Raw genomic sequence first — 19,378 nt, forward strand, 5'->3', positions numbered from 1 at the left:
GTCTGCGGTCGAATCTGGCAACTTCATTGGCTCCGCTATGATCGAAGGTAATAGTGCGAGGTTGACGTTGTCTTAATAATTGGTCATAATTCTGACCATATTGGAAGGGGGATTGCATGGCAACGCTGACGATGGGCCTCGCGGAGGCCAAGACCAACTTTTCCCGCTTGACTGCTGAGGTCAACAGAACCGGCCGACCGGTTACTGTCTTGAAGAACAATAAGCCTTGGGTGGTGATTCAGCCAGTTGGGGCAGAGGCATCGACTTTGGACGTTGCGGTCGATTTCATGGATGAGTATTCCGATGTGTTCGAGGAGCTTGCCAGATGAGATTTCGTCCCATTACCAAAGATGAGGCGATTGCGGTGCACGCTGCGGTAATCGCCAAGTTCGGCGGAGTCGACGGTGTGCGAGACGAGGGGCTTTTGGAGTCTGCGCTCGCGCAGCCGCTCCAGTCGTTCGACGGCGCAGAGCTCTATCCAACCGACGAAGCCAAGGCATGTAGATATGCTTACGGCATCATCAAAAACCATCCGTTTGTTGATGGTAACAAGCGAACCGCCACCGCCCTTATGGGAGCGTCCCTTAGAATATCCGGTCTTGCATTTCGGCCACGTCATGACGAGCTGTTGAGAGCCATGCTCGGCGTAGCCGAAGGTTCATGGGATTTCGATGCATTGGTTGAATGGGTGCATTCCGTCATAGATTAAGGTAATTTCGTGATGCGCGCGGCTGGATTTCGGCGCAGCTCATTGTCGATTCTTTTGCTCTCATATACGTTATTTGGCGATGCCTGCGATATCGCGAGGTATACCGTCTGCTCTAAAGGTTTTTTGTTATAATCGTTCGCTAGTTGCCCGAAATGCCTGTTGGACGGGCGTCATTGGAAACGAGGAATCCATGTCCGAATTGATGTCGCAGCTCATTACGCCGGAACTGATGACGGCGTTCACGGTCTTCATCGTGCTGCTTGTGGTGCTCTATGTCCTTTCTATCGTGTGGGTCATCCGCGACGCGTACATGCGCGGAACGCACTGGTACGTTTGGGGCATCGTCGCGCTCGTACCGCTTGTCGGTGTCATCGCGTACTGCCTGCTTCGTCCGCCCCTGTTGCAGATCGATCGCGATGAGCAGGAACTCGAGGTTGCCCTGAAGCAGCGCGAGCTCATGAAGTACGGCGAGTGCGCGAATTGCGGCTATCCGGTCGAGTCCGACTACGTGCTGTGCCCGAACTGCCATACGCGCCTGAAGAACCTCTGCCCGAGTTGCCATCATGCGCTTGAGCCTGCATGGACCGTGTGCCCGTACTGCGCCACGCCGGTGGGACAGAATCGCAACGGTGGGTCGGCCCCGCGTCGCCGTCCTCGCCCGCAGCAGGGCTCCGCTCCGCAGGGGCAGGTTGCCCGCGAGCCGCACAACCAGGTGCGCTCCCGTGCTCCGCGCACGCAAGAGCATCGCGAGGAAAAGGAATAAGGCGAGCTTCGCTTTCTCGTTCGAAGGACTGCCTGTTCAGGGCGCCGACTCCTCTTGGGGTCGGCGCCCTTTTTCGTTGCGGTGTGTGGTGGATTCACTTTCGATTCGGTAGACCTTCATTTCGTGCCAGGACCGCCGCGGTTCGCTGCACTTTTTGGAAGGGCTAAGGATGAGGTAAATCACTCAACTCCTGTCCCGCACCTAGGTGAGCCCCGCTTGGCGTGAGGGAAATCACCCGACCTCTTCCTATCATGCTGACTCCTGCCGCATTCGCTCACGAGCCCCGCGGCCCTTGCCGTCCGATTCCACGTTTTCGGTGCAGTCTTCGCGCGCTACCCGAGGACTTTCCCGTCATGCGCCCTACCTGGCGTATAATCCCAAGCATTGTGCACTTTTCGATTCCACACTGGAGGATTCATGCTTGAAAGTCTTTCCGAGCGTTTGCAGGGCATATTCTCGGGCCTGCGCGGAAAAGGCCGCTTGACCGAGGAAGATATCAACTCCGCCATGCGCGAGATCCGCTTGGCGCTACTCGAGGCGGACGTCAACTTCAAGGTTGTGAAGCAGTTCTGCGCTCGCACGAAGGAGCGCTGCCTCACCGCCGAGGTGCTCGAATCGCTCACGCCGGCGCAAAACGTCGTGAAGATCGTGCTCGACGAGCTCACCGAGCTTTTGGGCCGCACCGACTCGAAGCTCGTCCTCTCGAGCCGCATTCCCAACGTCATCATGCTCGTCGGCCTGCAAGGCTCGGGCAAGACGACCGCCGCGGCCAAACTCGCGTACCGTCTGAAGCAGGAGAAGCACTCGCCCCTGCTCGTCGCGTGCGACGTGTACCGCCCCGCCGCCGCCGATCAGCTCCAGACGCTTGGCGACGAGATGGGGGTGCGCGTCTACCGCGGCGACGGGAAAGACCCGGTCGCCATCGCGAAGGAGGGCGTGCAGGACGCCATCGACCATCTGCGCGACGTTGTCATCGTCGACACGGCGGGCCGCTTGCACGTCGATGACGAGATGATGGAGGAAGCCGAGGCAATCAAGCGCGCCGTCAAGCCCGACCAGATCCTTATGGTCGTCGACGCGATGACAGGCCAAGACGTCGTGAACGTGGCGGCCGCGTTCGCCGAGCGCGTCGATTTCGACGGCGTCATCATGTCGAAGATGGACGGCGACGCCCGCGGTGGCGGCGCGCTTTCCATCAAACAGGTCACAGGAAAGCCCATCAAGTTCATCAGCGCAGGTGAGAAGCCCGATTCGCTCGAGGAATTCCATCCCGACCGCATCGCCAAGCGCATCCTCGGCATGGGCGACATGGTGAGCCTCATCGAGAGCGCCGTGCGCGTCCAGCAGGAGACAGAAGAGGCCGAAACGGCGAAGCGCCTCGCGAAATCTCAGCTCACGCTGAACGACTTTATCGACATGAACCGCCAAATCCGCAAGATGGGCGGCGTGCGCAAGCTCGTGAGCGCGCTCCCCGGTGGTGACAAGGCGCTCGGGTCGGGGCAGGTCGACGAGGGCGCACTCGACCACATGGAGGTTATCATCAACTCCATGACGAAAGCCGAACGCGAGAAGCCCGACCTTCTGAACGGCAGCCGCCGCGCGCGCATCGCCGCGGGCGCCGGAGTGTCGGTCACCGAGGTGAACCAGCTCATGAAGCAGTTCAACGAGACCAAGAAGATGATGAAGAAGATGATGCCCTCGGTCGACGAGCTTTCCGGCAAGAAGGGCAAGAAGGGCAAGCGCCGCCGCCGTATCCCGGGCATGCCGGGCGGCATGAGCATGGCCGACATCAAGAAGGTGCAGGCGATGCTCGAACAGGGCGACAAGTAGTCGAGCAGGGTGGCGCCAGGCTGCTCGGGCTTGCGGGCAATACGCTCAACCGCCGCGAAGGCGGGCGGGAGCGGGCAGCCGGGTGCTGCTCGAAGGCGCTCTCGTCGCGCGGAGCGGGAGCGTACAAGTTTGGTAAGAGCCACCTGAAGGCACCCGCCGCATGAGAAGCGGGGGAGTGAGGGTTCGCGTCCGACCAGCAGGAAGAGAGGCCTGCCGTCGGGCGCATCACGAGAGAGGGGACGGTTATGTCTTGTAAGGTGCTGGTAGTGACGGGAAGCCCGCGCGTCGGCGGCAACTCCGACACGCTCGCCGAGGCGTTCATCGAGGGCGCGAAGTCGGCGGGCTGCGAGGTTCGGCGCATCGACGCCGGGCGCGCGAAGATCGCGGGCTGCCTTGGGTGCAACTACTGCTTCTCCCATGAGGGCGCTTGCGTTCAGCAAGACGACATGCAGCAGTTCTACCCCGACCTTCACTGGGCGGACGTGCTCGTGTACTCCACGCCGCTCTACTGCTTTACGTACCCTGCGCAGCTGAAAGCCTTCCAGGACCGTATGTTCTGCGGCATCGCGAAATCGTTCAACATCCCGCGTGTCGGCCTGCTCCTCTGCCTTGAGGACAAAGACATCACGGCGGCGGACTCGCTGCTCGACACCTACAAGCGGGCAAACGCGTACGCGCATCAGGAGAGCATCGGCGAGGTCGTCGTGAACGCCGTTTTCGAGAAGGGCGCCATCGCCGGAAACCCCGGTCTTGAGAAGGCTCGCGAGCTCGGTGCAAGCCTTGCATAGGCCGCTTTCGTCCGTTTGTGTGAGTATCATGCGTTCTCGCTTGCCATTTCATTCAAATCTGAGTAATATTAGCAATCGCTGTTTTTCCCGAAGTTGAAGCTTCGCGGAAATCGAAAGATGTAAGGTTAAAAGGAGTTCAACTTCATGGCAGTCAAAATTCGCCTGGCTCGTCACGGCGCTAAGAAGCGTCCGTACTACCGTATCGTCGTTGCCGATGCTCGCGCTCCGCGTGACGGCAAGTTCATCGAAGAGGTCGGCCGCTACAATCCGTGCGTCGATCCCTCTATGATCAAGTTCGACCTCGAGAAGGTTGACAAGTGGATCGCCAATGGCGCCCAGCCGACCGACACGGTCGCTCGTCTTCTCGAAACCGCTCGCAAGGAAGCGTAGAAGACATGTCCGAGCAGACGGAAGATCTCGTCGGCTTGGTTGACGCGATTGTTCGCCCCCTCGTGGACAACGAGGAGGATCTCGATATCCAGGGAAGCGAGACCGAAGAGGGCTCGATTCTCGTGGAGATTCGCGTGAACGAAGAGGACGTTGGCAAGATCATCGGCCGTCAAGGTCGCGTCATCAAGGCTATCCGCACGCTTGCACGCGCGGCGGCTTCCCGTGCCGACATCCCCGTTGACGTGGAGCTTGTCGAATAGTGCGCACCTGGGCTGATGTTGCCTGGTTGGCGACTGCGAAGAATCTAGATGGGGGGCTCGTCGTGCGAAGCGCGTCGGGCCTTCCTTTTTTGCTCGAGGAGGGCATGGAGGTGGCGTTCGTGCCGCCCGTGCTTGATATGCCCCGTCGCGCGAAGGTCGAGGAAATCCGTCCGCAGGACGATACCTCCGCTGTTGTGTGGTTCGAAGGCGTGGACGACATCGACACGGCGAAGGCGCTTTGCGGATGCCACGTGCTCGTTCGTCGCGAGGAACTTCCCGAACTTGCGCAGGCCATCGCGGCGGCGCATTCCGACGGCGTGTCCGGGTGGGAAGTCCATGATGCGCAGGCGGGCCTTCTGGGGACGCTTCTGCGTGTGGAGGACAACCCTGGGCAGAGCCTTCTCGTCGTCGATCGCGCAGACGGGCAATCGCCCCTGCTCATTCCGCTTGTGGACGAGTTTTTGGTCGGCATCGACGAGGATCGCGAGCGCATCGATGTCGATGTGCCGGCGGGCCTTTTGAGCTTGTAGCAACGCAATCCCGCGAGATGGGCGTTCAGGGTCTGTCCTGGGCGCCCATTTTTCATTTCAAGGAGGACACGGATGATCATCGAGACCCTGTCAACGTTTCCGGGCATGTACGACTCGGTGATGAACTCGTCGATGATGCGCATCGCCCAAGAGAAGGGTATTCTCGATTTTCATGCGTACGACCTGCGCGATTGGACGCACGATCGCCATCGTACGACCGACGATGACCCCTATGGCGGAGGTGCCGGGCTCGTCATGAAGTGCGAGCCGCTCTTCGAGGCGTATGACGATATCTGCGCGAGGGGAGCGCTTCTCTCGGGGGATTGGCGAGAACGCGACGCCGTCCAGTCGCTCGGCAGTCCTGACTCGCACGAAAGCCCCACTGGGGCTTTCGGCTCGTGCGGAACTCGCTTTGTGGACGACATCGAGTTCTCGCCCAAAAGCTCTCAATCTCAGGCTCCCAAACCCTGCACCATATTCCTCGCGCCGCAGGGCGAGCGCTTCTGCGACGAAGTCGCGCTCGATCTTGCCAAAGAAGAGCGCCTCCTGTTCATTTGCGGGCATTACGAGGGCATCGACGAGCGCGCCTATACGCTGGCAGATCGCGTCATATCGCTTGGGGACTACGTGCTCACGAGCGGCGAGCTCGCCTCGATGGTCGTGATCGACGCGGTGGTCCGCAAGCTTCCCGGCGTGCTCGGTGCCGAGGACGGCGCGATCACTGAGAGCTTCTCCGACGGCCTTTTGGAATATCCCCAGTACACGCGCCCCGCTGAGTTCCGCGGAATGCGGGTGCCCGACGTGCTTCTTTCCGGGGATCACGGGAAGGTGGCGAAATGGCGCCGCGAGCAGAGCCTGCTGCGCACGGCACGCCTTCGTCCCGACCTGCTTGCCGACGTGGAACTTTCACCCGCTGACAGGGATTTTCTGCAAAGATTGGGCGAAGAGGGCTAACGACTTGCGTGAAGCGCTATCATTCGAATTCACGACTTGAATCACGGGCGGCACCGCCTCCCGTATCGAAAGGATATCGCGCTTCATGTTTTCCGGTCAGCATGCCGAACGCCAGGGCTCGAAGATGGCCCGCAGCCTGTTGAGCATCGTCATCATGGTACTCGTCGTGTTCGGTCTCTCGCGCCTGCTGAACACCTTCGTGTTCGGCGCCTACGAGATTCCCTCGGGCTCGATGGAGGACACCATCGAAGTGGGCGACCTCGTCTTCTCCGAGAAGCTTTCCTACTATGCGAACGAGCCCCAGAAAGGCGACATCGTCACCTTCGCCGACCCGCTCGTCTCCAACCGCACGCTGATCAAGCGCGTCATCGCCACCGGCGGCCAGACGGTCGATCTGCAAAACGGCAAGGTCGTCGTCGACGGGGTCGTGCTCGACGAGCCCTACACCGAGAACAAGGTTTCCGAGCCGTTCGAGAAGACGGCCGTTCCCATCAGCTATCCCTACACCGTGCCCGAGGGCTGCCTTTGGGTCATGGGCGACAATCGAACCAATTCGCAGGATTCGCGCTATTTCGGCGCAATCGACGCCTCGAGCGTAAGCGGCCACGCGGTGTTCACCTACTGGCCGATCCCGCATATCGGGGTGCTGTCTTAAAGGGTGGAGAACCGGGCGCTCGGCGTCCCGCGCATCGATACGAGAAGGAGAGTCATGGCAGAGACATCCGCCGGCCCTGCGGCCGACAAGCTGACGTTCCAGGACATCATCATGAACCTGCAGCACTACTGGGCGAAGCAGGGCTGCGTCGTCATGCAGCCCTACGACAGCGAGGTGGGCGCGGGCACGTTCCACACCGCTACCACGCTGCGCAGCCTTGGGCCCAACGCCTGGCGCACCTGCTATCCGCAGCCGTGCCGCCGCCCGGCCGACGGCCGCTACGGCGAGAACCCCAACCGCATGCAGCACTACTACCAGTTCCAGGTCATCTTGAAGCCCTGCCCGGTCGATTCCCAGGAGCTCTACTTGGGCTCGCTTAAAGCCATCGGTCTCGACCCTGCCGAGCACGACGTGCGCTTCGTCGAGGACGACTGGGAAAGCCCGACGCTCGGCGCGTGGGGCCTTGGTTGGGAAGTGTGGATGGACGGCATGGAGGTCACGCAGTACACGTACTTCCAGCAGGTCGGCGGCATCGAGGTCGATCCCGTACCCGTTGAGATCACTTACGGCCTTGAGCGCATTGCCATGTACGTGCAGGGCGTCGACTCCGTCTACGACCTTGTGTGGTCCTACCTGCCCGACGGCACGCCCATGACCTACGGCGACGTCTTCCATGAAAACGAGTACGAGTTCTCGACCTACAACTTCGAGGTCGCCGACGTCGAGCTGATGCGCCGCAAATTCGACGAGTACGAGGCCGAGTGCCATTCCTGCCTCGAACGCAAGCTGCCGCTGCCGGCCTACGACTGCGTTATGAAGTGCAGCCACGCGTTCAACATCCTCGACGCACGCGGCGCCATCTCGGCGACTGAGCGCGCCAACTACATCCTGCGCGTCCGCGCCGTCGCCAAGGCCTGCTGCGAGAGCTATCTCGCCGAGGTCGCTGGCAAGAAAGACACGTATTCCACGAAGGGCGAGGTGGCCTAAATGGCAGATACTCTGGATTTCCTGCTCGAGATCGGTACCGAGGAGATGCCCTCGGCGCCGCTGATCAACGCTTCCAAGCAGCTTCCGAAGCTCGTCGTGAAGATGCTCGACGAGGCTGGTTTGGCGCATGGCGATGTGCGCGTCGTTTCCTCGCCGCGCCGCCTTGCCGCGATCGTGTCGGACGTGGCATGCGCCACCGAGGCTGTCCATGAGGTCAAGCGCGGCCCCAAGGTCCAAATCGCCTTCGACGCCGACGGCAACCCGACCAAGGCCGCTGCCGGCTTCGCCCGCAAGTGCGGAATCGACGCCTCCGAGCTCACCCGCAAGGTGGATGAGGACGGCAACGAGTACGTCTTCGCTGAGAGAAACGTTCCCTCCGAGCCCGCGATGCCGATCCTGTCGGCGCTCGGCCACGACGTCATCGCCGCCATCGAGTGGCCGAACTACCGCTCCCAGCGCTGGGGCTCCGAGCACGAGACCTTCGTGCGCCCGATCCGCTGGATTTGCGCGCTCCTCGGCTCCGAGGTCGTGCCCGTTACCTATGCTGACGTGACGAGCGGCAACACCACCCGCGGCCATCGCGTCCTGGCGCCCGGCGAGCACGTCGTTGCTGAGCCCGCCGCCTACGAGCAGGTGCTCAAGGATTCCTACGTGCTTGGCGCCGTGGCCCGCGAGGCCGCCATTCGCGAGGGCATCGCCGCTATCGAGGCAGAGCGTCCCGGCAGCCATGTGGACACGCCCGCCCGCATCTTCGACGAGGTCGTGAACCTCTGCGAGTGGCCGACCGTGCTCGTCGGCACGTTCGACGAGGAGTTCCTCCGTGTCCCGCAGGAGATCATCTGCGAGTCCATGCTCTCCAACCAGCGTTATTTCCCGATTTTCGACGCTGCGGGCAAGCTCACCCGCGAGTTCGTGATCGTCTCGAACGCCGATCCGAAGGTCTCCGATACCGTCGTCTCCGGCAACGAGCGCGTCGTGCGCCCGCGCCTCGACGACGCGAAGTTCTTCTTCGACGAGGACTTGAAGCGCCCGATGGAGGAGTTTGTCGAGCGCCTCGGCATCGTCACGTTCCAGGAGAAGCTCGGCACCACCTTGCAGAAGGTTCAGCGCATGGAAAAGCTTGCGGGCGCGGCCGCTGCCGCAGCCGGCGAGGACGCGGCGGGCGTCGCGAACGCCGTCCGTGCTGCGCACCTGGCCAAGGCCGACCTCGTCTCGCAGGCCGTCGTCGAGTTCACCAACCAGCAGGGCGTCATGGGCGGCTACTACGCCGAGGCCGCAGGTGAGGTCCCCGAGGTCTGCGCCGCCATTCGCGAGCACTACCGTCCGCGCTTCGCAGGCGACGAGCTCCCCTCCGGCATCTGCGGCAAGTGCGTCGCCATCGCCGACAAGCTCGACACCTGCTGCGGCATCTTCGCCATCGACGAGCCCCCGACGGGCTCTTCCGACCCCTACGCCGTGCGCCGCGCCGCCATTGGCATCATCGCCATGCTGCGCACGATGCCCACGGTCAGCTTGAAAGACCTCATCGCCGCGTCGCTTGACGCGTACGCCGAGCAGGGGCTTGAATTCGACCGCGCCGCCGTGGCCGAAAAGGTCGAGCAGTTCTTTGCAGGGCGCCTGAAGTCCATCGCGAAGGACGAGGGAATCCTCCTCGACTCCATCGAGGCCGTCTCGGCTGTGGGCGTTATCGACCCCGCCGAGTTCTTTGCCCGTGCCTGCGCGCTCGATGCGGCCCGTGCCGAGCAGCCCGAGACCTACGAGGCTCTCGCGGGCGCCTTCACGCGCGCCCATAATCTTGCGGACGCCGCGCTGGGCTGCGAGGTCGACACCTCGATCCTCGGCGACTCCGAGCTCGCGCTCCTTCGCGCATGCGAGGAAGGGGAGGACAAGGTCTCTTCCGCGCTCGCTTGCAAGGACTTCGACGCTGCCTGCAGCGCCCTTGCTGCCCTCAAGGAGCCGATCGACGCCTTCTTCGAGGACGTCATGGTCATGGACGAGAATGCGTCGCTGCGCGAGAACCGCCTGCGCCTGCTCAACCGTTTCGTCGGCGTGTTCACCGACGTCGCCGATTTCGGGTTGATGGCGAAGAAGGCTCAAAAGTAGCCCACTCAGACAGGAAAAGCCAGGCGAGAGATGGATTTCGTTGTGCACACGAACAGGACGCCCCTGCCGACGATTCACGTCGTCAGCGACTCTGTGGGATTGACGGCGCAGTCTTTGGCCCGCGCCGCCGCCGCGCAGTTCGGGGTGACGAACCCCTGCATCGAGGTATTGCCGAAGGTGCGCAAGTTCGACGAGGTGAAGCGTTTCCTCGAAGACCACATGCAGCTTCATCGTGAGCTCAAGGGCTCGCCTAAGATCCTCGTCTGCTACACAATTGTCGACAAGGAGCTGCGCACCCGCTTGGCCGAGTTCGCAGCCTCCGAGCCCGATATCATCGCAATTGACCTGATGACCCAGGTCATCGACGCCATTTCAGACCTCTCGGGCCTCGAGCCGTCTTCGAAGCCTGGTGGTCTGCACGTGGCCGACCAGCATTACTTCCGCCGCATCGAGGCGATCGAGTTCACCATCGCCCATGACGACGGCCGCAACCCCCAAGACCTCACGCAGGCCGACATCGTTCTACTCGGCGTATCGCGCTCGTCGAAGACGCCGACGTCGATTTATCTGTCCCAGCAGGGTTACAAGGTGGCGAACGTTCCGCTCGACCCCCACACCGAGCCTCCTCGCGAGATCTATGACGTCGACCCGACGCACCTGTTCGGCCTCATGACGACGCCCGAGGTGCTTGTGGGCATCCGCGCCCGCAGGCTCGGCAATGCCGTGGGCGTCGCGAGCAGCTACGCCGACCCCACCTATGTCTACGAGGACCTCGAAGCGGCCCGCGCGCTCATGCGCAGGCTCGGCGCCATCGTCGTTCACACTGAAAACCGCGCCGTCGAGGAGACCGCTCAGGAGATATTGCGCTACTACGAGCGTCTGCACCCCGCACCTACTGGTATAGTTGATTAGTGCTCGAAACGGAAGGGAAACGTGCGCGAAATGTTTCTTCGCAAGTCACGTTTTCCGACGTCATGGGTAAAAAGGTAACCGGAGCTTGTAAGGAGAACAAGGTGACCGAACCAGTGAAGCGCGTCTATGCGTTTGGCAAAGACGCTCAGGGAAACAACGTAACCGAGGGTAACACTACCATGAAGGCAACGCTCGGCGGCAAGGGCGCGAACCTCGCCGAGATGGCCAACATCGGCCTTCCCGTTCCTCCGGGATTCACGATTTCCTGTCAGACGTGCATGGAGTACGCCAACGCCGGCAACGTATGGCCGGAAGGCGTTCTCGACACGATCCACAAGTATCGTCTCGATCTTGAGAACCGTATCGGAAAGAAGATCGGCGATGCGGAAGACCCGCTGCTCGTCTCCGTCCGTTCCGGTGCTCCCATGTCGATGCCCGGCATGATGGACACGGTTTTGAACCTCGGCCTGAACGACGAGTCCATCAACGGCCTCATCAGGCAGACCGAGAACCCCCGCTTCGCGTGGGACTCCTACCGCCGCTTCATCCAGATGTTCTCGAACGTCGTCATGGGGCTTGACGGCGATTTGTTCGAGAATGCCATCAACGCCATGAAGGCAGTGCGCGGCGTGAAGTCTGACACCGACCTTACCGCGGAAGACTTGCAAGAGCTCGTCGCGGAGTTCAAGGGCATCTTCACCGAGAACGTCTCGGGCGAGGAATACCCGGCGCTCGTCGTCGACGGCTCCGTGCAGTTCCCGCAGGATCCGATGGTGCAGCTCAAGCTTGCTATCGAGGCGGTGTTCGGCAGCTGGAACAACCCCCGTGCGGTCCTCTACCGCAAGAAGAACAAAATCTCCGACGATCTGGGCACCGCCGTCAACGTGCAGTGCATGGTCTTCGGCAACAAGGGCAACACGTCTGCCACGGGCGTCGCGTTCACGCGCAACCCGGCCAACGGCGCGAAGGAATTCTACGGCGACTACCTGGTCAATGCCCAGGGCGAAGACGTCGTTGCGGGCATCCGCAACACGAGCCCCATCGCCGAGCTCAAGCATGTGGAAGGCCTCGAGGAAGCAGGTCGTGAGCTCGAGGAGATCTTCGTGCTTCTGGAGAACCACTTCCACGACATGATGGACATCGAGTTCACCATCGAGCAGGGCAAGCTCTTCATGCTGCAGACCCGCGTGGGCAAGCGCACCGCCGCCGCCGCGCTCCATATCGCTATCGACATGGAGAAGGAGGGCCTCATCGACAAGAAGGAGGCCGTCCGCCGCGTTGCCCCCGACCAGCTCGACCAGCTGCTTCACCCGCAGTTTGACAAGAACGCCGACTACGACGTGCTCGCTCGCGGCCTGAACGCGAGCCCCGGCGCCGCAGTGGGCGAAGCCGTGTTCTCCTCCGCTGACGCCGTCGCTGCCGCTGAAGCCGGCCGCAAGTGCGTGCTCGTCCGCTGGGAGACCAACCCCGACGACCTCGCCGGCATGATCGCCGCCGAGGGCATCCTCACCTCTCATGGCGGCAAGACCTCGCATGCTGCCGTCATCGCCCGCGGCATGGGCGCTCCGTGCGTGTGCGGCGTCGAGGCTCTGAAGATCGACGCCGAGAAGAAGCAGGCAACGGTCGCAGGCACCGATGTCGTCATCAAAGAAGGCGACATGATCTCGCTCGACGGCACCTCCGGCATCGTCGTTTTGGGCGCGGTCGACCTGGTGATGCCCGAGCTCACCGGCGATCTCGACACCATCCTCGAGTGGGCCGACGGGTTCCGCAAGCTCGGCGTCCGCGCGAATGCGGACAACCCCGAGGATGCGAAGCTTTCCCGCGACTTCGGCGCATCGGGCATCGGCCTGTGCCGCACCGAGCACATGTTCTTGGGCGAGCGCAAGCAGATCATCCAGACCTTCATCTTGAACGACGACGAGGCTGTGCGCGAGAAGGCAGTCGGCGAGCTCTTCGAGGCCCAGACCGGTGACTTCTACGGCATGTTCAAGGAAATGGACGGGCTGCCGGTCATCGTGCGCCTGCTCGATCCGCCGCTGCACGAGTTCCTCGAGAGCCCGCGCGCGCTCGACGTGGAAATCGCACGCCTCGAGGCGACGGGCGGGGATAAGACCCTCATCGCCGAGAAGCGCATGCTCATGGAGCGCATCGACGGCTTCGCCGAGCAGAACCCGATGCTGGGCCTGCGCGGTTGCCGCCTCGGCATCGTCTACCCGATTCTTCCCGAGATGCAGGTTCGCGCCATCGCGACCGCGACCGCGAAGCTTAAGAAGGAAGGTCTCGACCCGAAGCCCGAGATCATGATCCCGCTCGTGTCGACCGTCGCCGAGCTCGAGAAGCTGCGCGCCGTCGCGAAGAAGATCATCGCGGAAGTGGCCGCTGAAGAGGGCGTCGAGCTCGACATCGAGGTCGGCACCATGATCGAGCTGCCGCGCGCTGCCGTCACCGCCGACGAGATCGCCACGCAGGCAGACTTCTTCTCCTTCGGCACCAACGACCTCACCCAGACGACGTTCGGCTTCAGCCGCGACGACGTCGAGGCCGAGTTCGTGCCGCAGTACCTGCAGGAGCACCTGCTTCCGTACAACCCGTTCGCCACGATCGACCCGGGCGTGGCCAAGCTCGTGGAGATGGGCGTCAAGCTCGGCCATGAGGGCAACCCCGACCTGGTCTGCGGCGTCTGCGGCGAACACGGTGGCGACCCGGATTCCATCCACACGTTCAACAAGATCGGCCTCGATTACGTCAGCTGCTCGCCGTACCGCGTGCCTGTCGCCCGCCTCGCTGCGGCCCAGGCTGCACTCGAAGAAGAGTAGCACGACCACAGGTTCATCATTGCAGGGGTCGGGCGTTTCGCGCTCGGCCCCTTTTGCGCATATCTAGGGAAGGGGAATGATGCAACGCACGAAAATTGCCCAGCTGTTCGCCGACGTCGACGCGTTCGGGGGCACCGAAATCACCGTGGCGGGTTGGGTCCGCTCGGTGCGCGACATGAAGAACTTCGGCTTCGTCACCTTGAACGATGGAAGCTGCTTTCGCGACCTCCAGGTGGTGATGAGCCGCGAAACGTTGGAGAACTACGACGAGATCGCAGCTCAGAACGTGAGCGCCGCCCTTATCTGTAAGGGCACGCTGAAGCTCACCCCCGAGGCGCAGCAACCCTTCGAACTCACCGCCGAGAGCATCACCGTCGAAGGTGCCTCTGCGCCGGACTACCCGCTGCAGAAGAAGCGCGCCACCGTCGAGTTCCTGCGCACCCAGCAGCATCTCCGTCCGCGCACGAACCTCTTCCGCGCCGTTTTCCGCATCCGCAGCGTCGCGGCCGCGTCCATTCACAGCTTCTTCCAGGACCGCGGGTTCGTCTACGTGAACACCCCGATCATCACGGCGTCCGACTGCGAGGGGGCAGGCGAGATGTTCCGCGTGACCGCGCTCGATATGGAGAACGTGCCGCGCGTGAGCGAGAAAGCCGCCGCCGAGTCGGGTGGGGAACTTCACGCAGGGGAGGTCGACTGGAGCCGCGATTTCTTCGGCAAGCCGGCAAGCCTTACCGTGTCCGGCCAGCTCAACGCCGAGAACTTCGCCATGGCCTTCGGTGACGTGTACACCTTCGGGCCGACGTTTCGCGCGGAGAACTCCAACACGAAGCGCCATGCGGCCGAGTTCTGGATGGTCGAGCCCGAGATCGCCTTCGCCGACCTTGAAGACGACATGAACCTTGCGGAAGGCATGTTGAAGCACGTCATCAACGAGGTGATGGATCGCTGCCCCGACGAGCTCGCGATGCTGAACAAGTTCGTCGACAAGGGGCTCATCGAGCGCCTGACGCACGTGGCGACGAGCGATTTTGCGCGGGTGACCTACACCGAGGCCATGTCGATCCTCGAGGACGCAGTCGCGAAGGGTCACGCATTCGAATACCCCGTGAGCTGGGGAATCGACCTGCAGACCGAGCATGAGCGTTTCCTTACCGAAGAGCACTTCAAACGCCCGACCTTCGTGACGGACTACCCGGTCGAGATTAAGGCGTTCTACATGAGGCTGAACGACGACGGCAAGACCGTCGCTGCGGCTGACTGCCTCGTGCCGGGCATCGGCGAGATCATCGGTGGCAGCCAGCGCGAGGAGCGCCTCGATGTGCTCGAGCGCCGCATCGGCGAGCTTGGAATGGACCCGGCGCAGTACAAGTACTATTGCGACCTGCGCCGTTACGGTTCCTGCCGCCATGCGGGCTTCGGCCTTGGCTTCGAGCGCCTGGTGATGTATCTCACCGGCGTCCAGAACATTCGCGACGTCATCCCGCACCCGCGCACCGTCGGCAATGCTGAATTTTAATCGATAACGAAAAAGCCCCGCATTGTCGGGGCTTTTTCGTTGAAGGGGATTGCTTCAGGGGGTAGACGCTATGCGTTTTCTGCTTCTTCGCGCCGGGCAAAGGCGTTGTCGTAGCTCTTTGTGCCAACGAAGATCTCGTTGGTGTAGGGGTTCCTTCCGAGTTTCTTGCTACGATAGATAACATATCCTAGTGCAGCAACATTCGCTACGAGGGCCAGCACCGAAATGCCGAGATTCACGTCAGGGTTGTTCACCGACTGCACCGCGAAGATGCTGTCGTTGGCGAACATCGGGCATACCTGGCAGAACATGCACCACAAGGCCAGCGTGTTCGCGCGGTTCTGAATCCAGCCGCCCTTGTTCCAGATGAGTCCGGCAACGGTTGGGGCTAACAGCAAGGCGAGGCCGCAGTACCAGCTGTGAGTCGGCAGGCAGTTGTAGGTATAGCAGAAGTTCCAGATGTCGTAGGAGATAATGAACACCCATGTCATATCGGGCCACAGCATGTCCTGCTTCTTCTTGGAAACATAGATTCCGAACCAACCGGTCATGACGAAGATGTTCAAGATTCCCGCGATACCGTTGAACACGTTGTGCCAGCCGCCGTAGAGCGTGACGCCTTCGGTAGACACCCATGTCGTGCCGAATGCGCGTACGGCGCTTTCGAAGTCGCTTACCACAGCAATCAGAATGTTGATGGCCACGATTACGAACGGGAAGCACTTGAACCATTGCGATTTCCCGATTTTGCCCCATTTGTACTTGAGCGCCATGAAGCCGATGCACCCGATGGTTGCCGCGTAGAGCTTCGCGTAGTGGAACCAGCTGTTCATATCGGTGTAGGTGGGGTTGTCGAGTGCCCATTGCGCGCCCGATGCTGCACCGATTGCGATCGCGATGAAGTATACGGTGAGCACTGCCGGTAGAACGAGGAAGCAGATGATGCCGCCAGCCTTGCTGCGCCTGGCAAACTCATTTACCAAGATGAGCGCGATGAATACGATAGCCCAACCGATCCACTGGAAGACGGCGTTGTCGCCATAGACTTGGAATAGCATGATGCCCTCCTTATTTAGATTGGGAACTATATACTTGGCAGGTCCTACCGCGGGTCGGGCCTGTGTTTGCGTGAATCGCGCTCGCTTGGATCTAGCGCTCCATATGAAGCGATTGCGCGATTATGTCTTTCAGCACCTCGTCGCTCACGTCTTGGTGGGTACGAATGTATCCGCATATCCCCAAAATCAGGATATAGAAGGTCTCGTAGAGGTGAACGATGGACACCGAGTGAAGCTCGGAGTAGTCGCGCACCGTCGTATCGACAATGTAACGAGCTGTGCGATCAGCCACACGGTTGATGAACTCTATATATAACGCGGCGTTTTCCCGCGTGTCGAGCGCGCGGCGAAACGACGATCCTTCGAACACCGACACCCGAAGAACGCGCACGACGCCATCGAGGGCTTGCTCTATTTCGCCTGTCATACGCTCATCGTTCCAGATGCTCAGCGCCTCGATGTAGTCTTCGACGAAGTCGTCGAGCACGGCGGAAGTGACCGCCTGCTTGTCGGGAAAGTAGTGGTAGAACAGCGAGCGTGTGATACCAGCGCGCTCGGCGATGTCTTTCACCGAAGTTCGGGAGAGCCCCCGTTCCTCGTAGAGCTGCCTTGCCGCCTCGACGATATCGCTTCGTCGTTGTTCGTAGACGTCGTTCACGGCTTGCCCCATTCCCTTGAAGCTTACAAAATCGGTCCCTTATCATTCTCGATGTTCCCTTGATTTCGATGACCACAGATTACGAGTATCGTTGACGTTGCGTCAACGAACATATTTAAGTATGTGTCAATTGCCGATGGTATTGCCATCGAAGAGATAGAATAGGGTGCATTCGAATTGACTTGACGCCTGCCTGCTCGAAGACGCGACTCTTCGAGCGGATTGCATAAGGAGCTGACAACCATGGATCACCCTATCGACCTCACCCGTCTTCCTCGTAGCGTGCGCCTTGGGCTCGATGCGGACGGGCGAGCGGAGCTCACCTATCTTGACGAGCGCTTTTTACCTGGTGAGGAACGTTTTTGCTCGACGGGCAGCTGGCGCGAGGTCGTAGAAGCCATAAAGACGCTCGCGGTGCGCGGAGCCCCTGCCATCGGTGCCGCGGGGGCTGCCGCCGTGGCGCTTTGGGCGATGAACGAGGGTGCTCGTGGCGCCGTGTCGCACGGGTGTGCCGAGGCGGGGGAGAGCTTCCTGGGGGCGCTTGGGCCCGTCGCCGCTGAGATTTCTGCGGCGCGCCCGACGGCGGTGAACCTCATGTGGGCCACCGCGCGCATGGAGTCCCTCGCGAAGCGTCTCGTTGCGGAGGGGGCGGCACCTGGCGAGGTGGCCGACTCCCTCTTCGACGAGGTGCTTCGCATCGAGCGCGAGGATGAGGCGGTGAACCGGGCGATCGGCGCCGCGGGGGCAGCTCTCGTCCCCGAGCACGCGCGCATCCTCACGCACTGCAACGCGGGAAGCCTTGCCACCGTGTTCTTCGGCACGGCGCTCGGCGTGGTGTACGCTGCCGCCGAGCAGGGCAAAGTCGAGCGCGTCTTCGCCGATGAGACGCGTCCGGTGGGCCAGGGTGCGCGCCTCACGAGCTGGGAGCTTTCTCGTGCGGGCGTCCCTGTGACGGTGATCTGCGACAACATGGCGGCAAGCCTCATGGGTAAGGGAATGATCGATTTCGTCGTCGTCGGAGCCGATCGAATCACCGCGAACGGAGACGTCGCCAACAAGATAGGTACCTATGGTGTAGCCGTCCTCGCGCGCCACCACGGCATCCCCTTCTACGTTGCCGCACCTGCGAGCACCTTCGACGTCTCGCTGCCCGACGGTTCGGCCATCCCCATCGAGGAGCGCGATCCGAGCGAGGTCCTGCCGCAGCCGATTGACGGGGTCGATGTGTACAACCCCGCCTTCGACGTGACTCCTGCCGAGCTCGTTTCCGGCATCATCACCGAGTTCGGCGTGTTTCCGCCCCAAGATGCCGCCCGCGAGGTTGCCGCGCGCATCGGATAGCCGCTGACTTCTGCTACACTTCGGGTAATTGGGAAATCGAGGTCAGGAGCAACGATGCGCATCGTCACCAGGGGGGATCAGCAGTTCCGCGAGCACGAGCTCCTTTCACCGGACGCGGCCTTCTCCGACGAGTCCGACGGGCGCGACCGTTCGAGCGATCCCGATTTCCTGCGAAACGACTTCCAGCGCGATCGCGATAAGATCCTCCACACGAAATCGTTTCGGAGGCTTTCGCACAAAACGCAGGTCTTCCTTGCGGCGGAGGGCGACCACTTCCGCACGCGCCTCACGCATACCCTGGAGGTTTCCCAGATAGCGCGCACCATCGCGCGGGCGCTCGGCCTCAACGAGGATCTTGCCGAGGCCATCTCGCTTGGTCATGACCTGGGACACACGCCTTTCGGCCACACGGGCGAGGACGCGCTGTGCCGCGCGATAGCCCGCGTTCGCGGCGTGGATCCCGAAAGCCCCGAGGCCGCCGCGCTCTACCGCCACAACGAGCAGAGCCTTCGCGTGGTCGAGACGATCGAGAACGGCGGGCGAGGATTGAACCTCATGCCCGAGGTGCGCGACGGAATACTCTGCCATACGGGGCCTGTTCGCGCTGAAACCCTCGAGGGGCGCATCGTCGCCGTGGCCGATCGCATCGCGTATGTGAACCACGACATCGACGACGCCATCCGCGCGGGCATCCTTTGCGAGGGAGACCTTCCTCCCTCGACGCACGAGGTGCTCGGGTGCGACCACTCCTCGCGCATCGAGACGCTCGTGGTCGATGCGGTCCGCACGTCGGCGGCCGAGGACGATATCCGCCTGTCGCCGCGCGTATGGGACGCCATGGCCGAGCTGCGCCAGTTCCTCTTCGACAACGTCTACACTTGCGATGCCGTCATGGAGGAAGTGGCGAAGGCGATGCGCCTCATCGACGTGCTCTTCTCCTACTACATTGACAATCCAGGCGAGATTCCCGTCGAGTACCGCGCCATCTCGGAAGGCGACGACGTCCGCGCTGCGACCGACTACATCGCCGGCATGACCGACCGCTATGCGAAATCCCGCTTCCAGAACCTGTTCGAACCCCATTCCCTTCACGTGTAAAGAG

At 61.8% G+C, this 19,378-nt stretch carries 19 protein-coding genes; 17 read left to right on the forward strand and 2 right to left on the reverse strand.

Annotated elements, in window-relative coordinates:
- The first annotated feature begins 116 nt into the window (after nucleotides 1-116).
- The 15 genes from Q0I65_RS00395 (at nucleotide 117) to asnS (ending at nucleotide 15,219) form a co-directional block, all read left to right on the forward strand.
- Nucleotides 117-329: a type II toxin-antitoxin system Phd/YefM family antitoxin gene (locus Q0I65_RS00395; RefSeq protein WP_296058624.1), complete on the forward strand. Its 213-nt coding sequence runs from the start codon at nucleotides 117-119 to the stop codon at nucleotides 327-329.
- A complete protein-coding gene (locus Q0I65_RS00400; protein WP_296058625.1) occupies nucleotides 326-709 on the forward strand; it encodes a type II toxin-antitoxin system death-on-curing family toxin in 384 nt (127 codons plus the stop codon). The genes Q0I65_RS00395 and Q0I65_RS00400 overlap by 4 nt, the downstream gene beginning before the upstream one ends.
- Before the next feature lie 190 nt (nucleotides 710-899).
- On the forward strand, nucleotides 900-1,472 hold the full coding sequence (locus Q0I65_RS00405) for a zinc ribbon domain-containing protein (protein WP_296058630.1): 573 nt from the start codon (nucleotides 900-902) through the stop codon (nucleotides 1,470-1,472).
- A gap of 417 nt (nucleotides 1,473-1,889) precedes the next feature.
- Nucleotides 1,890-3,302: a signal recognition particle protein gene (ffh, locus tag Q0I65_RS00410; RefSeq protein WP_296058632.1), complete on the forward strand. Its 1,413-nt coding sequence runs from the start codon at nucleotides 1,890-1,892 to the stop codon at nucleotides 3,300-3,302.
- A 245-nt stretch (nucleotides 3,303-3,547) separates the two neighbouring features.
- Complete coding sequence (locus Q0I65_RS00415; protein WP_296058634.1) at nucleotides 3,548-4,090, forward strand: flavodoxin family protein; 543 nt, start codon at nucleotides 3,548-3,550, stop codon at nucleotides 4,088-4,090.
- Nucleotides 4,091-4,234: 144 nt separating this feature from the next.
- Nucleotides 4,235-4,480, forward strand: a complete 246-nt coding sequence (gene rpsP, locus Q0I65_RS00420) for a 30S ribosomal protein S16 (RefSeq protein WP_158049236.1) — start codon at nucleotides 4,235-4,237, stop codon at nucleotides 4,478-4,480.
- Between the two features lie 5 nt (nucleotides 4,481-4,485).
- Nucleotides 4,486-4,740 carry a KH domain-containing protein gene (locus Q0I65_RS00425; protein WP_296058636.1) on the forward strand — a complete coding sequence of 85 codons (255 nt, stop codon included), beginning with the start codon at nucleotides 4,486-4,488 and terminating at the stop codon, nucleotides 4,738-4,740.
- A complete protein-coding gene (locus Q0I65_RS00430) occupies nucleotides 4,740-5,270 on the forward strand; it encodes a 16S rRNA processing protein RimM (protein ID WP_296058638.1) in 531 nt (176 codons plus the stop codon). Before Q0I65_RS00425 ends, Q0I65_RS00430 begins: the two co-directional genes overlap by 1 nt.
- 72 nt (nucleotides 5,271-5,342) lie before the next feature.
- On the forward strand, nucleotides 5,343-6,224 hold the full coding sequence (gene trmD / locus Q0I65_RS00435; protein ID WP_296058640.1) for a tRNA (guanosine(37)-N1)-methyltransferase TrmD: 882 nt from the start codon (nucleotides 5,343-5,345) through the stop codon (nucleotides 6,222-6,224).
- Nucleotides 6,225-6,309: 85 nt separating this feature from the next.
- Nucleotides 6,310-6,879, forward strand: coding sequence for a signal peptidase I (lepB, locus tag Q0I65_RS00440; protein ID WP_296058642.1), 570 nt, complete (start codon nucleotides 6,310-6,312; stop codon nucleotides 6,877-6,879).
- 54 nt (nucleotides 6,880-6,933) lie between these two features.
- The gene (locus Q0I65_RS00445; RefSeq protein WP_158049242.1) at nucleotides 6,934-7,866 is read left to right on the forward strand and encodes a glycine--tRNA ligase subunit alpha; all 933 of its coding nucleotides are present in this window, start codon (nucleotides 6,934-6,936) and stop codon (nucleotides 7,864-7,866) included.
- Nucleotides 7,867-9,969 (forward strand): glycine--tRNA ligase subunit beta, encoded by a 2,103-nt coding sequence (gene glyS / locus Q0I65_RS00450; RefSeq protein WP_296058645.1) that lies wholly within the window; start codon nucleotides 7,867-7,869, stop codon nucleotides 9,967-9,969.
- A 30-nt stretch (nucleotides 9,970-9,999) separates the two neighbouring features.
- On the forward strand, nucleotides 10,000-10,881 hold the full coding sequence (locus Q0I65_RS00455) for a pyruvate, water dikinase regulatory protein (protein WP_296058647.1): 882 nt from the start codon (nucleotides 10,000-10,002) through the stop codon (nucleotides 10,879-10,881).
- Between the two features lie 101 nt (nucleotides 10,882-10,982).
- On the forward strand, nucleotides 10,983-13,700 hold the full coding sequence (ppdK, locus tag Q0I65_RS00460; protein ID WP_296058649.1) for a pyruvate, phosphate dikinase: 2,718 nt from the start codon (nucleotides 10,983-10,985) through the stop codon (nucleotides 13,698-13,700).
- A gap of 79 nt (nucleotides 13,701-13,779) precedes the next feature.
- Nucleotides 13,780-15,219: an asparagine--tRNA ligase gene (gene asnS / locus Q0I65_RS00465; RefSeq protein ID WP_296058650.1), complete on the forward strand. Its 1,440-nt coding sequence runs from the start codon at nucleotides 13,780-13,782 to the stop codon at nucleotides 15,217-15,219.
- Between the two features lie 68 nt (nucleotides 15,220-15,287).
- Here asnS and Q0I65_RS00470 read toward each other — a convergent pair whose 3' ends face one another.
- Nucleotides 15,288-16,277 carry a DUF5692 family protein gene (locus tag Q0I65_RS00470; protein ID WP_296058652.1) on the reverse strand — a complete coding sequence of 330 codons (990 nt, stop codon included), beginning with the start codon at nucleotides 16,275-16,277 and terminating at the stop codon, nucleotides 15,288-15,290.
- A 91-nt stretch (nucleotides 16,278-16,368) separates the two neighbouring features.
- A complete protein-coding gene (locus Q0I65_RS00475; protein WP_296058654.1) occupies nucleotides 16,369-16,935 on the reverse strand; it encodes a TetR/AcrR family transcriptional regulator in 567 nt (188 codons plus the stop codon).
- 243 nt (nucleotides 16,936-17,178) lie between these two features.
- Here Q0I65_RS00475 and mtnA point away from each other — a divergent pair, with 243 nt between their 5' ends.
- Both mtnA and Q0I65_RS00485 read left to right on the forward strand, forming a co-directional pair.
- A complete protein-coding gene (mtnA, locus tag Q0I65_RS00480; protein WP_296058656.1) occupies nucleotides 17,179-18,276 on the forward strand; it encodes an S-methyl-5-thioribose-1-phosphate isomerase in 1,098 nt (365 codons plus the stop codon).
- 54 nt (nucleotides 18,277-18,330) lie between these two features.
- Nucleotides 18,331-19,374, forward strand: coding sequence for a deoxyguanosinetriphosphate triphosphohydrolase (locus Q0I65_RS00485; protein ID WP_296058658.1), 1,044 nt, complete (start codon nucleotides 18,331-18,333; stop codon nucleotides 19,372-19,374).
- Nucleotides 19,375-19,378: the final 4 nt, after the last annotated feature.

Origin of the sequence: uncultured Ellagibacter sp. (assembly GCF_934643285.1) — a bacterium.
GTDB lineage: Bacteria > Actinomycetota > Coriobacteriia > Coriobacteriales > Eggerthellaceae > Ellagibacter.

What these genes read in the sequence shown, in the direction of transcription:
- Q0I65_RS00395 (WP_296058624.1), top strand. Translation starts at nt 117, where the DNA reads ATGGCAACGCTGACGATGGGCCTCGCGGAGGCCAAGACCAACTTTTCC.
- Q0I65_RS00400 (WP_296058625.1), top strand. Translation starts at nt 326, where the DNA reads ATGAGATTTCGTCCCATTACCAAAGATGAGGCGATTGCGGTGCACGCT.
- Q0I65_RS00405 (WP_296058630.1), top strand. Translation starts at nt 900, where the DNA reads ATGTCCGAATTGATGTCGCAGCTCATTACGCCGGAACTGATGACGGCG.
- ffh (WP_296058632.1), top strand. Translation starts at nt 1,890, where the DNA reads ATGCTTGAAAGTCTTTCCGAGCGTTTGCAGGGCATATTCTCGGGCCTG.
- Q0I65_RS00415 (WP_296058634.1), top strand. Translation starts at nt 3,548, where the DNA reads ATGTCTTGTAAGGTGCTGGTAGTGACGGGAAGCCCGCGCGTCGGCGGC.
- rpsP (WP_158049236.1), top strand. Translation starts at nt 4,235, where the DNA reads ATGGCAGTCAAAATTCGCCTGGCTCGTCACGGCGCTAAGAAGCGTCCG.
- Q0I65_RS00425 (WP_296058636.1), top strand. Translation starts at nt 4,486, where the DNA reads ATGTCCGAGCAGACGGAAGATCTCGTCGGCTTGGTTGACGCGATTGTT.
- trmD (WP_296058640.1), top strand. Translation starts at nt 5,343, where the DNA reads ATGATCATCGAGACCCTGTCAACGTTTCCGGGCATGTACGACTCGGTG.
- lepB (WP_296058642.1), top strand. Translation starts at nt 6,310, where the DNA reads ATGTTTTCCGGTCAGCATGCCGAACGCCAGGGCTCGAAGATGGCCCGC.
- Q0I65_RS00445 (WP_158049242.1), top strand. Translation starts at nt 6,934, where the DNA reads ATGGCAGAGACATCCGCCGGCCCTGCGGCCGACAAGCTGACGTTCCAG.
- glyS (WP_296058645.1), top strand. Translation starts at nt 7,867, where the DNA reads ATGGCAGATACTCTGGATTTCCTGCTCGAGATCGGTACCGAGGAGATG.
- Q0I65_RS00455 (WP_296058647.1), top strand. Translation starts at nt 10,000, where the DNA reads ATGGATTTCGTTGTGCACACGAACAGGACGCCCCTGCCGACGATTCAC.
- asnS (WP_296058650.1), top strand. Translation starts at nt 13,780, where the DNA reads ATGCAACGCACGAAAATTGCCCAGCTGTTCGCCGACGTCGACGCGTTC.
- Q0I65_RS00470 (WP_296058652.1), bottom strand. Translation starts at nt 16,277, where the DNA reads ATGCTATTCCAAGTCTATGGCGACAACGCCGTCTTCCAGTGGATCGGT.
- mtnA (WP_296058656.1), top strand. Translation starts at nt 17,179, where the DNA reads ATGGATCACCCTATCGACCTCACCCGTCTTCCTCGTAGCGTGCGCCTT.
- Q0I65_RS00485 (WP_296058658.1), top strand. Translation starts at nt 18,331, where the DNA reads ATGCGCATCGTCACCAGGGGGGATCAGCAGTTCCGCGAGCACGAGCTC.